Here is a 15,955-nt window from a genome sequence, read left to right as displayed (position 1 = left end):
GGCGCGTCTTTATGTGATAATTCGCCTTCTTTTACTCCCCTTTCAAGCTATTAGACTTAAGTAGTTGACCCAAATACAGTTCAACGAACATTTCAGCAGCAGCCGGATTGAGTTTCTTTAAGGCGGAAACAATATCAGCGATGGTATCCCCTGTGGGAAGGACGCGATCGCACGTTTACCCGAAGCCGTATACATATCCTGAGTCGATCTCGGCGTTTCCCCAGGATTTGATTGTTGGCGTAACATCACCGGACGCAAGACCCAGAGTAGAATAGCGATACTCAGAATAATCGCCGTCGGATTATCGCCATACTGCAATAACGGCGTGGGATCGATAGGTGGAGTCGTTGGGTTAAATGTTGCTTCGCTTTTTGTTATGCGGGGGTGAACAATAAGCTGACTTTTCACCGGAAGTCTTGAAATCGACGAAAGTCGGGGCGGGTTTAGTGCAGTTAATGGTTTCAGCCGGAATGTTATTGGTAAAACCCGCCCCTACACAATCATGCACCATACCCTATGAACAACCTAAAACCTCAAAATTCTATGCCGTACCGTGAAAAGTCAGGAACAATAAGCCCCCCTTTTTAAGGGGGGTTTGGGGGGATCTCCCAGGATTAAGATTGCTAGAATCTGGATAGATTTCGAGAAATCAGCGATGTCCCGTTCGGTCAAGATTCATCCAGACAATAAGCCAACAGTATTATCAGCGCTTGAGCGTCAAGGCTTCTTGACTCAGGGAGACTTAGCCGCACATCTAGGAATTGCTCTATCCACAGTTAGTAATTTCGTCAACAGTAAAGCAGTTTCTATCTCCAAATTTGAAGAAATTTGTGAGACATTAGAACTAGACAAACGCGCAATCACTCAACCCGTCGCGCCTAATGCTCCATATAAGCAGTGGTGGCAGTTCTTTCAAGCCGTGTTAGTAGGGACATGATATTATACCAAATCCGGGTTAGCTACCCCCGTTATAACCTAGTCCGCGCAGGCGGACTACCCTTCGGGAAGGCTTCGCATACATTTGTGTAGCAGCGATTTCAATCGCCGTGGAAAAAGGGGGTGATAAAGGCGGATTTGGTATTATAGCAATCGCCATAGCGGTTAGGACGCATCTTATGGTAGAGACGTTGCATGCAACGTCTCTACATTGAAACCAATCACCGAGATGCGCCCGATTCACCTCGATTCTTTAACAGCAACCACCGCCAGTATAGTACCAGGTGGAATCAGTAATCATGATATCTTTTGACATCGCCAAGTTAGCGGCTGTTTTATCACACACCGACGCCGGAACACCTTTTTGCAGAACATGACCCGCGTTATCATCAAAAACCTCTTGGCTTCCACTGTAAATCGCCGTTTTTCCGGTGAAAATGCAAGCACCATCTTCCGGAATCGGCACTTTGAATGCCACAGAATCTAAACTTTCCAGCAGCAACGGCTCATCTAACTTGTAACTTTGACAATCCAACAACCGATAAGGGCGCCGCGCCCGGATTTCGACTTGACCAAACCCAACATGAACCAAATGTTGAATATACTCGTTGTATGTTAAAGCACCCGATAAGCACATTGCCCGTAACCGTTCATCTTGGCGTAAATGCTCAGGAATCGGACGGGTGGCGATGGGGTCACTCATAATCAAGCGTCCGCCAATTTTTAACACCCGATAGGCTTCTTGCAAGGCTTTAGTTAGGTCTTCGGGTTCAAAGATATTAAATAGACAATTTTGAGCGACAACATCAACCGAAGCATCGGGTACAGGTAGGTCAAAGGCATCGCCTTCACGAATGTCGATAAAGCTAGGGTTAAACCAAGGATTATCTTGAGCTGCGCTTTCTAGGTTACGTGTCGCCGCTTCCCGCATCGCCTTGACGGGATCAACGGCAATAACCCGACCCGGACGTCGGGAGAAATAGGCAAATTGCAGGGCTTCTAAACCACCACCCACGCCCAAATAGAGTACCGTTGGCTCGTTTATCAGTTCCGCCGGATGAACGGTGGTTCCACAACCATAGTTCATTTCCTGCATTTGTTGGGGGATTTTCAGTCCGGGGAGTTGCAGGGGAGAACTCTGCACACAACATAACCCCACTTGCGGGGTTTGGGCGACTTCACTGTAGAATTCTGCGGTTGTTTCTAGATACGTCATAGTGTTTGTTGTTTGTCATTGGTCTTATGTCATTGGTCATAGTTGACTCGATGACGATTTATGCTGTCAGCATTCTTTCTCTAAGAGTATTAAACTGGGGTTGAATTAGTTTTTGCTGAGAATCGGTTAAAGTTTATCAATTTTTGAGTTATGGCTGTCGCTATAACAGATGTAAGTAGGTGGACACAATTAAAGTTAACGGTTGAGATTAGGGAACTCTTAACAGGGAACAGGGAACAGTAAGGGTTTGAGGGCGATTTACTTGCATTTAATACTACCGTTTTATGCCAGTCCGACTACTTAGCTCAAGTCCATTAAGATGAATGGTACTAACTGGTATGCTGGTGGGCAATGCCCACCCTACGGTATATCAAGGGTTTTGCCAACCTTCACGCGGTTGCCATGGCTTCCTCGGTGTCTGGAAGAGGAGGGCGCAGACACAGATAGACTAGCGAACCAATTAACGGTATCAGTGCAACTGCCCAAAATAGGGTGGGATTGTTCCAGCCGCGTCGTGCCATATCATCACCCACCAGTGCCGGGAAAAGCAAGCACAATAGGCAAAAGTCCAAACTCATCACATGGATAAAACGGCTGGTTTGCCACTGCTGGATAAAGTTTGCCCAATCGCCGTTGAGGATGCCAAATCCTAGTAATACCAAGGTGCCGAGGGTGAGAACAACACCTAACCAACGGGAATCGAGAATACCCAGGAAAATATTTTTTGAGCCAGGAAATTCAGGATTCGGTTGACGTAAAGCAAGATAGGGGAGTAACGCAAACGCCCCCACACCAAAGGAGACGGTAGCAAACAGCCAAGCGGGAATTTTCTGTCCCCGTCCATCGATAAACACGAAGCAGGCGTATGCTAGCGGTAGAATGCCCATGATGTTGAATAGGGCAATAATTAAGGGATTAATCCCATCCCAGTTGCCTGTGGAAAGATTGGTAATCAGGTCAAAGGTATCAGGTTGCTGGGGAGGCGCAAACAGAAAGGCATAAGCGAGAAAGCCAACCCAGAGTATCCAAAAACCAAGTTGTCTGAGCATAAGTCATGATTGGGAGTGCAAGTCCACCGGGTATCCTGTGCATTATCGCATGAATCGATTGGGGCGATTGGCGTTTTTGCGATCGCGCCGAGGCATTTTTTGCGGTAAAACGGTAATCATCGGTAATTACGACAACAACACCAGAGTCATGTTAACCAGGGAATTCACCGTGCGGCTGAAACTGCAATTATTGCTTTTATGGCAGAAAATTCGACTGTTTGCCCAATACAGACAGGCGTTTTACCTGAAACTGATTTGGCTGGAGTTGCTTTGTTTTCCCAGCCGGGTATTGGGTAAACGGATCAGTTCGCGATCGCTAACCTGGAAGTGAGCATTCTCTCTGGAGGGGCTTTGTTACGCTTGACAGGAGCGAATTAGCGAATTAGATCCCCGACTTGTTCTAGAAGTCGGGGATCTGGTAGTAGTCTAGACGATATGACCACCGATACCTATGACATCGACAACAGCCAAACGCTTCACGCTTGAGGACTATCACCGTTTAGCAGAGTTGGGATTTTTCACCGAAGATGACCGAGTGGAATTAATTCGTGGAGAAATCATGCAGATGGCGGCGAAAGGTACAGCCCATACTAATTGTTGTCGAGATTTACTCGAAGAATTGGCGGGATTAGTTACAGGTCGAGCTAAGTTACAATGTCAAGATCCGATTATTTTGTCATCCAATAGCGAACCAGAACCCGATTTTGCTATTTTACGGAAACGAGCGGATAATTATCGCTTTTCGCTACCCCAACCTGAGGACGTTTACTTTGTTATAGAAATTGCTGATTCAACGCTCAAGTATGACCGAGAGGTTAAGCTGTCACTCTATGCTGAAGCGGGTATTTCCGATTATTGGCTTTTTAACTTAATCGACAATCACCTAGAAGCCTATAGCCAGCCCTATCACAAGGGTCGGAATAGTTTTGGATACAGCTTAAAGCGAATTATATTGCCGGATCAGACAATAGAGTTGCCCTACTTTCCAGATTTAATCCTAGATTTAGCCAAAGTCTTTCCTCTAATTTAAATCAACTATTCCTGAGTTGTCCCATCAGGCATGATAGCACCGTTAAGATTTGCATCACTTAACATGACTCCATCCAGTTTTGCATCTTTCAAGTTAGCTTTTTCTAGATTTGTCCTATAGAATTTTGCCCCACGTAGGTCTGCCTCACTCAAGGTGGCACCATTTAACTTAGCAGAATACAGGTCTACTGCACTTAATTTTGCCTGCTGTAGGTTTGCTCCAGTTAGATTAGCTTGCGTTAGATCGGCTCCACTTAGATTTGCCCCTTGTAAATCCGCTCCAGTTAGATTGGCATTACTTAAGTTGACTCGACATAAATCTGCGGCTTGCAAATTGGCTCCACTCAAGTTGACTTGATATAAATTAGCACCAGCGAGATTGGCTTCTTGTAAGTTGACTCCCCTCAGGTTTAAGGTATTCAGGTTCATACCTGCTAAGTTAGCATTTTGCAGTGAAACGCCAGGAGCAATCAAATAAGCACCCGTTTGAGTCGCATCGAATCCCATCGGGAAAATTGTAGTTGTGCTATAAAATGCTTGTTGGAGGTTAGCTCCTTGAAGGTTGGCTCCTTCGAGGTCTGTCCCAATTAGGTTAACTTGACTCAAATTGGCATGACTAAGGTTAGTTCTCATCAGTTTTGCCTTCTCTAAGTTTGCCGCCTTTAAGTTTGCCCCACTGAGATTTGCCATGCTGAGATTAGTTGTTTCAGATAAACTCGCTTGGCTAAGATTTGCCTCACTCAGATTTGCCTCACGCAGGGACGCTGAACTTAAATTGGTTTTGCTTAAGTTTGCCTTTTTTAGAGAGGCTTTCTCTAACTCAACAAATTGCAGTTTTGCCTGATAAAGGTATGCATCATCTAAGTTAGCTTCATTCAGTTTCGCACTCGATAAGTTTGCATTACTCAAATCTGCTCCCTTGAGATTTGCCCAACGTAGGTTTGCCAAATATAGGTCTACTCCACACAGATTAGCTCCACACAGATTTGCCCGACTGAAGTTGTTATTACGCCAACTGCCACTTAGTTTTGCTCCGGATAAATTGGCTTGGCTTAGATTAACATCTTTTGGGGAGTCTTTCCCAAAATCTGCTCCAGCTAGATTAATTCCGGTAAAATCTTTTTGTCCATTATTATACAGACGCCAAAATTCTTGAGCCGTTATTGGTGCTTCCTGACTCTTGTCTTCAGCTAAATAAGCTTCTAATAGGAGCATATCTCCGTAGACGCCCAAAACTTGAGTGATTCTCAATACCTTAAATTTCTCATCGCTAAAATTAGTTATATCGTTAGATATTCCTTGATCAGGAGTTGGACTATTGGTTAAGCTTGGCTCCACCACCTGTTGTGGCTCAACGCGCCGTTGCAAATCCTCCAACTTATCAGTAAGCTGATTCAACTGACGCTTAACCCCTACTAAATAATTGGCTGTAATAATTTGACGTTCTTCGAGCTGTTCAATTTTCGCAACGAGAGACGCTAAATCTTGTTCTTTGTCAGCCATAGTTGAAAAGCTCCTATGCATCTAAACGGGTTTGAGTCACTACTGATTATAGTAAAATGAATAAAATTTTGGGTGCTTCTGGAGACGATCGCATCCTACGCCAAAAATACCTGAGAAGCCGTAAAATAATCCTCAACGGTGAGGTTTTTGACTGGATCAAGATATCAGCTTGAACGAAGGGCGGGTTTTGTGGAGATGTTATCGGTGATATCCTGTAGGTTAATGGCTGAACCTATCCCAACCCAAAGAATGCGTGACTGGCAAGGGAGTGGTACGAGTAGTGCGATCGCGAAATCTTGATCCTGTGCTAATTCTAGAAAGAATAGACCCATAAAGACCCGATGCTGAATATTCCCTCCGTCCTAGCACAAGAGCTTTCCCTCTGGGCCAATCAGGTGGAAAATACCCTGTCTCTTTTAGCCGAGGGCGCCACGATTCCCTTTATTTCCCGTTATCGCAAAGAACGCACCGGTTCTCTGGATGAAGTCCAAATTCGCGCGATCGCAGAACGCTACGCTTACCTGAGTGAACTCGAAGAACGCAAAGCCACGATTCTGGAGGCGATCGCGTCTCAAGGGAAACTGACGGATGAACTGAAAGCGAAAATCGAGTCCTGTTTCCAGAAAAATGAGTTAGAAGACCTTTACCTCCCTTATCGCCCCAAGCGTCGCACTAGAGCCACCGTAGCGCGAGAAAAAGGGTTGGAACCTCTGGCTGAATTTATTAAATCCCTGAATACCCCCACCGCCAAACCCGTCTCCTTGGAAGCAGAAGCCACTAATTATATTTCTGAAGAAAAGGGTGTCAAAACCGCCGCCGATGCGCTGAAAGGGGCGTCTGATATCTTAGCCGAAGAAGTCGCCGAAACCGCTGAATTCCGGGCATACTTGCGCGACTATTTAATGAAAAATGGGCGATTTGTCTCCAAGATTAAAGACGATTACCCCGAAGGCAGCACTAAATATGAAATGTACCGCAATTTCCAAATCAAGGCAAAGGATATTGCGCCGCATAACATGCTGGCGTTATTTCGCGGGGAAAGCGAGGGAATTTTAAGCCTGAATCTGGACTTTGATCAAGAGTTTGTCCAGTCGTATTTAGAATCAGAAACTATTCGCACGAAAATTCCAGAAGTGCGGCAGTTTTATCGAGAAATGATCCATGATGGCTTTAACCGCTTGATGAAAAATTCCCTAATTACGGAAGTGCGGATGGATCGTAAAGCCTATGCTGATTTTGAATCGATTAAAACTTTTGAAGCCAATTTACGAGAACTCCTACTTTCTCCCCCAGCGGGAATGAAACCTACGTTAGCGATTGATCCAGGATTGCGAACCGGGTGTAAAGTGGCGGTGTTGAATGAAACGGGGAAATTTATGGAATATCAAACTATTTTTCCCCATACCGGAAAACCAACCCAAGCGGCTACCACAGTCAAAACCCTGATTGAAAAATACCAGATCGAATTAATCGCGATCGGGAATGGTACAGCATCGCGGGAAACCGATGAGTTTGTCGGGGATGTGATTAAAACCCTAGAGCGGAAACCGATTAGCGTGATTGTAAATGAATCGGGTGCGTCTATCTATTCCGCCAGTGATGTGGCGCGGGAAGAATTTCCCAATCAAGATGTTACCGTGCGCGGGGCGATTAGTATTGGACGCCGTTTACAAGATCCTTTGGCGGAATTGGTGAAAATTGATCCCAAATCCATTGGTGTGGGACAATACCAGCATGATGTGGATCAAAAGTTACTGCGAAAGAAGCTGGATGACACGGTAGAAAGCTGTGTGAACTATGTGGGTGTGGATTTGAATACGGCATCGAAAGAGTTATTAACCTTTGTGTCGGGTTTAACTCCAACCATTGCCAAAAATATCGTCACCTATCGCAATGAAAATGGCGCATTCCCCAATCGCCGTCGTCTGCTGAAAGTCGCCAAATTAGGACCCAAAGCCTTTGAACAATCCGCCGGATTCCTGAGAATTCGCGGTGGCGATAACCCCCTAGACAATACCGCCGTGCATCCGGAAAGTTACCCCGTCGTGGAAGCGATCGCGAAAGATATTGGGGTTCCCTTGAAACAAATTCCTAAAGCCGCAGATCGCCTCAAATCTATTGATTTAAAAAAATATGTGACGGATACCGTTGGCTTACCCACCCTGAAAGACATTATCCGGGAATTAGAAAAGCCGGGACGTGATCCTCGTGCTGAGTTTAAATATGCCACATTTAAGGAAGGCGTGAAAGAACTCTCTGATCTAAAAGTGGGGATGGAGTTAGAAGGAATTGTCACGAATGTGGCGAATTTTGGCGCATTTGTAGATATTGGCGTGCATCAGGATGGGTTGGTGCATATTTCCCAACTGGCGGATCGATTTGTGGACGATCCCAAAGAAATCGTCAAAGTGGGACAAGTCGTAAATGTGCGGGTTATGTCGGTGGATGAGAAGTTAAAGCGAATTGGCTTATCCATGCGGGCGGCGCAACAGAGGTAAGTAATTTGTCATTTGTCATTTGTCATTTGTCATTCGTCATTCGTCAAAGGAAACTCCGCCTTTGCGATCGCGGACAATCGTTATAATAGGGCAACCCGATCGCAGACGCAATTGCCATGAGCCAGAGCCTAGAACCCAATGTTCTACCTCCTCCGTTCCCGGATCATACCCAACTCCCTGAATCCAATGGCGAATTCGTGAAGAACTTCCAGGAGCATCCCCAAAGCCTTATTCTTACCGACTCCCTCGGACCCATTCTAGAAAGAATTCATCCCGACGGACAATATGCCATTGGACAAGATTGTGGCATATACTGGCGACAAACAGAACCGCCAGAAAAAGGAGCAGAAGCTCCCGATTGGTTTTATGTCCCCAATGTTCCCCCAAAACTAGACGGTCAAATTCGCCGTTCTTATGTAATTTGGCACGAATTTATCGCGCCAATGATTGCCTTAGAATTTGCCAGTGGCGATGGTTCCGAAGAGCGCGATCGCACGCCATTATCCCGCTCATCCCAAGGAGAAAAAACGAAACCGGGTAAGTTTTGGGTTTATGAGCAGATTCTCCGGATTCCTTACTATGGAATTTTTGAAATCAAGACGAACCAGTTAGAGGTTTATCACTTCGTTAATGGTTCCTACCGCCTGATGAACCCGAACCAACGAAACCATTATCCCATTGAACCTTTAGGTATAGAATTGGGATTGCTCCAAGGAACCTATCAAAATCAAACTCAAATTTGGTTGCGCTGGTGGGATAGTGAGGGAAATTTGCTCCTAACTGGAAGTGAGAGAGCTGAACAAGAAAGACAACGGGCTGAACAAGAAAGGCAACGGGCTGAACAAGAAAGGCAACGGGCTGAACAAGAAAGGCAACGGGCTGAACAAGCAGAAATTGCCCGAAGAGAAGCTATTCCCAAGTTATTCGCTATGGGATTAACCGCCAATCAAATAGCAGAAGCCTTAGGTTTACCGATTGAGGACATTAACTCCATGAGTAATCCATCTAACAGTTAATTTGGCAATGTAGAGGGACTCTAATCTGTAGGGACAATTGATAAATTGCCCCTACTATCCCGATCAAAATTAGGACAGATTTAACACTAAACCTTTTATAGCAGTCGCCAAGGCGATTAGGACAAAGCCCAACGCTGAAACCTTGACCAGTCAATCTTTTCCCTTGGAGCCTTCTGCCCTGGAGCCCTCTGCCTTTTGCTATACCATCTGCCTTCTGCCCTGCTTCCAGACGTAGCATGCTACGTCTGGAACATAGCTCCCCCAGCTCCCTACCCCCACCACAACACTTATTCAGTAGACCCTAGATTAAGTCTTCGCCGCCGCATCTTGTGATTCTTGCGGGGGTTTAGTTACGCCCATGCGAATTTCTGAAGACATAGACGCCATGCTAAAGCCGCCAAATCGCTTCAAAATGCTCGTCCGTAGCCGTAAGTTAGGACTGGCAAACCACAAACGCTCCTCAGAATACATGGTTTCGTAGTCGGTAATTAAGGTCAGCGCCTGATCATCTCCCATAATATAGCGACCCGCTACCGGGGCTTTCTCCGCATAGCCCATTTCCCGCAATAGCTTCCCTTCATTGGGCTTATCAGGATCAGCAACTGGCACCAGCACCGTTGAACCTTGATGCTTTTCTTCATCCCAGTCCATTGTGCCATCCCACGTCACTCTGGCACCACAGATAGCTGCATCTGGATCAACCTCATACTGTTGGCATAGCTGAACCACTTCTGGCGCATCAGCCGCGATCATTTCAATCGTAATATCAGATTTGCCATTTTCAGCTTGCTTAAATGCCAGATGGTGACTGGTACGCTGCGAAAACCATCGACCAGCACTCTGCTCAAAAAATTCTTTTATATCCATGAAGTCAGACGTTTCACGTTAACAAAGCTTTAATTGATTTTATCGTTCTCCTGGCTTGTTTATGGTTCATTGTTGACGGTTCATCGCTTCTGGGAAAGCCATGGGCACAGGTTTAGGCTGAGGGTGTCGCCTCTTGCTGGCGGTTCAGGGAGATAGATGCAGCTTGGGCAACTTGGGGATGGCTGTCTTTAGCTAAGAATTTTAATGCTGACTGGCTTTTGTCGGTGGGTAGGTTCCCTAGGGCTTCGGCTAATCGTTGGCGCACTAACCAATCGGGAGATTGAGCAAAGCGCAGGATATCATCCACGGCTTCTATGGCTTTAATTTCACCCAATGCGGAGATAGCCGCCTGTTGTACCACGATTTCTTCACTATCGAGTGCTTGAGTGAGAACTTGACGGGCGCGGGGATCTTTTATATTGCCCAATGCGACAGCCGCGCTGAACCGGACTAACCATTGTGTATCTTCATAGAATGTCCGGACTAACGATTCAAAGGCTCTAGCATCTTCTAGATATCCTAATGCTCCTGCAGCATCAGCGCGAATGCCATAATCGGGGTCAGTTTCGAGTAGTTTCACCAAAATGGGGTAGCATTCGTCTGTCTGTTTTACCCCCAAGGCAAAGACAGCCATCGATCGCACTTGTAAACTTGGATCATCTAAAACCTTCTTGATTAAAGGCACAGCCTCCTCTGCTGGCACGTTACGGAGGTGGGCTAACGCCACCATGCGATCGCGGGAGTTAGCACTATCTAGCTGATCTGAAATTTGCGCTAAGTTAGGATAATCCATCCGCTTCCCCTTATCGTTAAGAAATGTTACATATATTATAGAAAATTGTTTAAGGAAGCGCACTTATCCAGGATGAGCAAGAGGAGGCGATTGAAATCGCTGCTACACAAACTAAGTCCGCCTGCGCGGACTTGGTTATAACAGGGGTAGCGTTCCCCGGATTTGGTATGATGCCAGAAGCGTTGAAAGTGAGGGAACCTGGTACGTGTGTAGGGGCGGGTTTCATGACTATCTTTTCGGTTGCACCCAGATGTAACTAAACCCGCCCCGAATGCCAGGGGTGAATTATTTCCGTCTACTTACTTCTACCTGATTAGCCTTCTCAGCTTTTACCCCTCAACGGAGCAACAACACCGGACAAGGAGACAACCGCACCACTTGCTCAGCCACAGAACCCATCAAAACCCGCTTTACACCTGTGTGTCCGTGGGTGGGCATGACAATTAATTCAATTCCTTTTTCTTTAGCATAGTCCACAATTTCATGACTGGGAGTTCCAATCGAAACCTGATGCTGTACTCCTACATACCCCAGTTCACTCAGCTTGTTTTTCAAAAAAGATTGAGCGTTGTTTTGTCGAGATTCTGAGGTAACTGTTTTCCATATCGTACCTGGATCGACTGCACTCAGGGGCAGTAGAACGTGGATGACATGCAAATGAGATATGTCCTCGACAAACTCTAAAGCCGGAGCCAGTGCGGTAAAGGATATATCCGAGAAATCAGTCGGTACAAGCACCTCGTTCTTTTTTAGCCAGCTCATAATTGTTAATTGTTCATTTCCGTGTAGCTTGTGTGAATGGAAGCGAGTACCATGAATGTTGAATTCAGGGCGGGTTTAGTGACATCTGGGTAGCAAGAAACGATAATAGTGAAACCCGCCCCTACAACCTACAAAACTCAAACTTTGCCGGAATGTATTAGTTTCCCGCTTAGTGGGAATCTCCCAAAGTGGCTCGCTTTTCTGCATAAGTTGGCATTTGCCCCGAACGCAGCCGATCCATATAATTTTTGATGTCTCCCGCCACCTCATTGGAGAGAAAATAAGCTCCAACCAGGTTGGGAAGTGCCATCATCAGCAGGGTTAAATCGCTAAAATCAATCACCGCGCTGGGTGCTACCACAGCACCGATAAACACACAGGCAACAAAAATCAGCTTATAGATAATAATAGTGCGCTGACCAAATAGATATTGCCAAGAAATCTCGCCGTAATAACTCCAGGAAATAATCGTGGAGAAGGCAAATAGGAAAATCGCGATCGCGAGAACAATGGGAAACCAGTCACTAACTGTAGCAAAGGCATTCAGTGTCATCTGAGAACCATCGATCGCTTCACCGGTATCTTGATAGACACCCGTTAGGACAATCATGATTCCAGTCATGTTGCAGATGATGATCGTATCAATAAACGGTTCTAATAGAGCAACAATCCCTTCGCGTACAGGTTCATCAGTCCGAGCCGCCGAGTGCGCGATCGCGGTTGAACCAATTCCCGCTTCATTGGAAAAAGCACTACGCCGTACCCCTTGCACGATAACGCCAATAATACCGCCTTCAATCGCTCCAGGAACAAACGCTTGGCTAATAATTGTGGCGATCGCGCTGGGAACTTGGGGCAAATTTACCACCACAATCCACAGACACCCCAAGATATAGATTACCGCCATCGCTGGCACGAGAAAACCCGTAGTTGAAGCAATTCGCTCAATTCCACCAATAATCACGATCGCGGTTAACACTGCCAAAACTAGACCAATCACCCATTCCTGTATCAAAGGATTCTCAGGAAACGTTTGGATAAAAGCGGCGGCGGCTTGGTTAGACTGGAACATATTTGCACCGCCCATCGAACCAAAAATCGCCAGCACGGAAAAAATAATTCCTAATCCTTTTCCTAGAGGACTCAACCCCATATTGCTTAACCCGCGTGAGAGCATGTAAGCTGGTCCCCCCGCGACTGTACCATCGGGGCGTTCGATGCGGTATTTTAGTCCCAGGGTACATTCCACCAGTTTAGTCGTCATCCCCAGAAAACCTGCCAGCGTCAGCCAAAACATCGCGCCTGGACCTCCCACCTGGATTGCCACAGCCACGCCAGCAATATTTCCCAATCCCACCGTTCCCGACAACGCCGTCGCCAGCGCCTGAAAATGGGAGACTTGTCCCTCTTCCTCTGGATCATCATACCTACCCCGTACCACATCAATTGCATGTTTAAAGGCACGGAGATTGATAAAGCCCAAGCGAATCGTAAAGAAAATGCCCGCCACAATCAACCACAGCACAATCAGCGGGAAACCACCGATACCGAAGAAGAGAACTTCAGCTAGGACAGTAACTATTGCCGAGAATACACTGTCAATCGCACCCAGGAAACCCCCAGATGCTTCAGCGTCTTGAGCGAGAACTCTAACGGGAAAAAAGAGCAGCAACAAAGTGGCTAGCACTAACGCCGCTAGCTTTCCCCGTCTTTGACGTTTAAGCTGCACCGGGGAAATTGGCTGTTGTCTAGGGTATGTCATTGTGAATTTAATTGCCAACTTGATATCGATCAGGTTATTCCACCCAGTCGAATTAGAGGAAGATTATAGCAAAATGATCACGACTTGAACGATAAATAAACAACTTTCGGTCTATCACTGGACTGGGGTTGAGGGTTGATCATCCATATAGCCAGTAGTGAGCGATCGCTAGTCCCCCCTTCAAAGCTCACCCTGACTCCAGTCCCCCCCTTTGAAAGCAGGGGGTTTTATTTTATGGGGCTTTATTTTATGGGGCTTTATTTTATGGGAGCTTTATTTTATGAGGACTTTATAGAGTATTTTAGAACGGTTACCAATTTTAGTCACAGCGTCACTCAAGTTCCAAACCTTCGTCAGCAGAAGTATCAGTACCCGACTTGCGTTCCTGAAGCTGTAACAGAATTTCTGCATGAACTTCGCGAGTGATGGGATAGAAGTATGCCAATACTAACCCACAAAGTAAGAAAAGCGTAGGCAATGGACCCACCACTAACCGAATCGCCAGCAACGCTGAAGCTGGTTGTTCTGGTATCGGTTGACCCGGTTCGCTACTCAAAAACCCTGCCCAATCCAGCGCTTGTCCCACGAGAAACAACCCCAACGCTAATCCCATTTTTTGCAGGAGTACCATAAACGAATAGAAAATTCCCTCACGCCGTTGACCCGTATTTAATTCATCCAATTCAATCACATCGGGTAACATTGACCAAGGGATGAGATAGGCAATAGCAATGCCAAACCCTGCCATGACAAACAGGAGATACATTAAACCAACCTGATCCTGTGGTAAAAAGAATAATCCGCCTTGGGCGACAATCCAGGCACTCATTCCCATAAAATAAACTGCCCGTTTACCGACGCGCTGACTTACCAAATTCCAGACAAACAGCATTACTAAGGCTACAGATTGAACCACTAAGGCGGCGGTAAAATAGGACTCTTGATCCATCCAGTTAACCAAATAATAGGGAATAATCGCCGCTGTTAACTGAAAGGCTAACCAAGAAAACAGATAAATCCCGATGACATACAGAAAAGGACGATTGCTAAAGGCAATTTTTAGCTGTTCTAAAAAAGGGATTTCCGTTTCATTACTCTCCTCCACCGTTTTATGCGATCGCCGTTCCCCCGCCGCCGTTGGATCTGTGGTTCCCCACACACACCAATAGGCGGGTAGAACAGATAGAACTGTACAGATGAGTCCTAAGACTAGATATTGTTCTTGATCATTAGGAATAGCTTGAAAGATAAATTGACCCAAGGCTAGCGCCAGAATACTCCCACCAATGGAGAAAGCAAAGCGAAAACTATTCAAGCTGGTGCGTTCGTTGTAATCTTGGGTCAATTCTGGCGTCAGCGCGGTATAGGGCAAATTGACGCCTGTAAACGCCATGTTGAATAAAATACTGACAATCACGTAGTACCAAAACAGCGCCGACTGATTGATAGGGGGTACAACCCATTGCAGGAAAAAGAACACACCAAAAGGAATACCGGATAGGATCATCCAGGTATGGCGTCGTCCCCAACGGAACCGAGTGCGATCGCTTAATACTCCAACAATGGGATCATTAATCGCATCCCAAATTTTGCCGATTAACAGCACCGTACTGGCTAACCCTGGACTTAACCCAGCTACATTGGTAAGGAAAATTAGAAAGGAGAACGCTAACAGGGTAGCTGTAATCCCCGCCCCCATATCACCCGCCCCGTAAGCCATTTTCGTGGAAAGATTAAGTTTTTCCGGTTGGGTGGGTTTTGGTGGAACTGAAGACTCTGATGGAGCGGGATTACTCATTGCTGTTTTTTCTTGCTTAAACACGTAAATTTAACACAACTTATTCAGTTTGACGAATCATGAGTATTTTTCACTAACGTATTCCTCCATGTCATGGACGTACCAGTTACCCTATTTATTCTACTGACTCAACGGTTTCAGGAGAGGACACCCGATCAAATTGAGTGGGCGACAGGTGTTAATTGATGCAGGCGGATCGTCCCTACAACTGTCTTTCAGGTGTTTATTTTCTGGCGTCAACCCAACCTACAACCGATTCCACTATTTTAAATGCATGTAAAAAACCTCAGCGCCTTTGCAGAACTGATGTTCTTGTTGTCGCTGAGGATTAACTGAAGGATGCGTTTGATATGTTTCTCAATACATAAATAATTTTATGCGATCAGGAAATGATACCATTTATTATTGATTCACGCCTCACCGTTCCTTATTTCTTCATAATTCATAATATTTTCCTGATAGCTTCCTTGAGTCTTGTATTACTACTTTTCAGAACAGTAATATCTAAACGATTAGCCGATTCAGCCTGAAGCAAAGCATTCATCGCGTTGTAATACAAATCGGTGTCGTAAGCCATCAAGATTAGATCAACTCCAGCGTTAATGGCTTTTACCGTAGCCGCCTCTAACCCATCTCGACTGCCATAAACCGCATGCATACTAAAATCATCTGTAATCAGAATGCCATTATGCTGCCATTTGTCTCGAATAATGTCTGTAACAACTT

15 protein-coding genes are annotated in these 15,955 nt (G+C 45.8%); 5 read left to right on the top strand and 10 right to left on the bottom strand.

What is annotated here, in order from left to right; translation table 11 throughout:
* Nucleotides 1-117: 117 nt before the first annotated feature.
* Nucleotides 118-408 carry a hypothetical protein gene (locus ACLFWI_RS03505; protein WP_446411759.1) on the bottom strand — a complete coding sequence of 97 codons (291 nt, stop codon included), beginning with the start codon at nucleotides 406-408 and terminating at the stop codon, nucleotides 118-120.
* Between the two features lie 247 nt (nucleotides 409-655).
* On the opposite strand from ACLFWI_RS03505, the gene ACLFWI_RS03500 reads away from it, so the two are divergent.
* Nucleotides 656-937: a helix-turn-helix domain-containing protein gene (locus ACLFWI_RS03500; RefSeq protein ID WP_446410485.1), complete on the top strand. Its 282-nt coding sequence runs from the start codon at nucleotides 656-658 to the stop codon at nucleotides 935-937.
* A 252-nt stretch (nucleotides 938-1,189) separates the two neighbouring features.
* On the opposite strand, the gene arsM is transcribed toward ACLFWI_RS03500, so the two are convergent.
* Together arsM and ACLFWI_RS03490 are read right to left on the bottom strand one after the other, a co-directional pair.
* Nucleotides 1,190-2,152, bottom strand: a complete 963-nt coding sequence (gene arsM / locus ACLFWI_RS03495; protein ID WP_446411758.1) for an arsenosugar biosynthesis arsenite methyltransferase ArsM — start codon at nucleotides 2,150-2,152, stop codon at nucleotides 1,190-1,192.
* Between the two features lie 389 nt (nucleotides 2,153-2,541).
* Complete coding sequence (locus ACLFWI_RS03490) at nucleotides 2,542-3,201, bottom strand: DUF2834 domain-containing protein (protein WP_446411757.1); 660 nt, start codon at nucleotides 3,199-3,201, stop codon at nucleotides 2,542-2,544.
* 49 nt (nucleotides 3,202-3,250) lie between these two features.
* On the opposite strand from ACLFWI_RS03490, the gene ACLFWI_RS03485 reads away from it, so the two are divergent.
* Nucleotides 3,251-3,532: a hypothetical protein gene (locus tag ACLFWI_RS03485; RefSeq protein WP_446411756.1), complete on the top strand. Its 282-nt coding sequence runs from the start codon at nucleotides 3,251-3,253 to the stop codon at nucleotides 3,530-3,532.
* A 120-nt stretch (nucleotides 3,533-3,652) separates the two neighbouring features.
* Nucleotides 3,653-4,231, top strand: a complete 579-nt coding sequence (locus ACLFWI_RS03480) for a Uma2 family endonuclease (RefSeq protein ID WP_446411755.1) — start codon at nucleotides 3,653-3,655, stop codon at nucleotides 4,229-4,231.
* Nucleotides 4,232-4,236: 5 nt separating this feature from the next.
* Here ACLFWI_RS03480 and ACLFWI_RS03475 read toward each other — a convergent pair whose 3' ends face one another.
* Nucleotides 4,237-5,733, bottom strand: a complete 1,497-nt coding sequence (locus ACLFWI_RS03475; RefSeq protein WP_446411754.1) for a pentapeptide repeat-containing protein — start codon at nucleotides 5,731-5,733, stop codon at nucleotides 4,237-4,239.
* Between the two features lie 341 nt (nucleotides 5,734-6,074).
* Here ACLFWI_RS03475 and ACLFWI_RS03470 point away from each other — a divergent pair, with 341 nt between their 5' ends.
* Both ACLFWI_RS03470 and ACLFWI_RS03465 read left to right on the top strand, forming a co-directional pair.
* Nucleotides 6,075-8,231: a Tex family protein gene (locus ACLFWI_RS03470; protein ID WP_446407375.1), complete on the top strand. Its 2,157-nt coding sequence runs from the start codon at nucleotides 6,075-6,077 to the stop codon at nucleotides 8,229-8,231.
* A gap of 116 nt (nucleotides 8,232-8,347) precedes the next feature.
* Nucleotides 8,348-9,247: a Uma2 family endonuclease gene (locus tag ACLFWI_RS03465; protein WP_446411753.1), complete on the top strand. Its 900-nt coding sequence runs from the start codon at nucleotides 8,348-8,350 to the stop codon at nucleotides 9,245-9,247.
* A gap of 306 nt (nucleotides 9,248-9,553) precedes the next feature.
* Here ACLFWI_RS03465 and ACLFWI_RS03460 read toward each other — a convergent pair whose 3' ends face one another.
* From ACLFWI_RS03460 to ACLFWI_RS03435, 6 genes are all read right to left on the bottom strand, one after another.
* Nucleotides 9,554-10,114 carry a phycobiliprotein lyase gene (locus ACLFWI_RS03460; protein ID WP_446411752.1) on the bottom strand — a complete coding sequence of 187 codons (561 nt, stop codon included), beginning with the start codon at nucleotides 10,112-10,114 and terminating at the stop codon, nucleotides 9,554-9,556.
* 112 nt (nucleotides 10,115-10,226) lie between these two features.
* On the bottom strand, nucleotides 10,227-10,907 hold the full coding sequence (locus tag ACLFWI_RS03455; protein WP_446411751.1) for a HEAT repeat domain-containing protein: 681 nt from the start codon (nucleotides 10,905-10,907) through the stop codon (nucleotides 10,227-10,229).
* A 336-nt stretch (nucleotides 10,908-11,243) separates the two neighbouring features.
* Nucleotides 11,244-11,669: a universal stress protein gene (locus ACLFWI_RS03450; RefSeq protein WP_446411750.1), complete on the bottom strand. Its 426-nt coding sequence runs from the start codon at nucleotides 11,667-11,669 to the stop codon at nucleotides 11,244-11,246.
* Nucleotides 11,670-11,838: 169 nt separating this feature from the next.
* Nucleotides 11,839-13,431, bottom strand: coding sequence for an alanine/glycine:cation symporter family protein (locus ACLFWI_RS03445; protein ID WP_446407366.1), 1,593 nt, complete (start codon nucleotides 13,429-13,431; stop codon nucleotides 11,839-11,841).
* A gap of 331 nt (nucleotides 13,432-13,762) precedes the next feature.
* Nucleotides 13,763-15,229 (bottom strand): MFS transporter, encoded by a 1,467-nt coding sequence (locus ACLFWI_RS03440; RefSeq protein ID WP_446411749.1) that lies wholly within the window; start codon nucleotides 15,227-15,229, stop codon nucleotides 13,763-13,765.
* A gap of 442 nt (nucleotides 15,230-15,671) precedes the next feature.
* Nucleotides 15,672-15,955 (bottom strand): glycoside hydrolase family 3 N-terminal domain-containing protein (locus ACLFWI_RS03435; protein ID WP_446411748.1); only part of this gene is annotated, 284 nt, incomplete at its 5' end.

Origin of the sequence: Coleofasciculus sp. (assembly GCF_046539235.1) — a bacterium.
Taxonomy (GTDB): Bacteria; Cyanobacteriota; Cyanobacteriia; order Cyanobacteriales; family Coleofasciculaceae; genus Coleofasciculus.
This window is presented reverse-complemented; position numbering and strand designations above follow the sequence as displayed.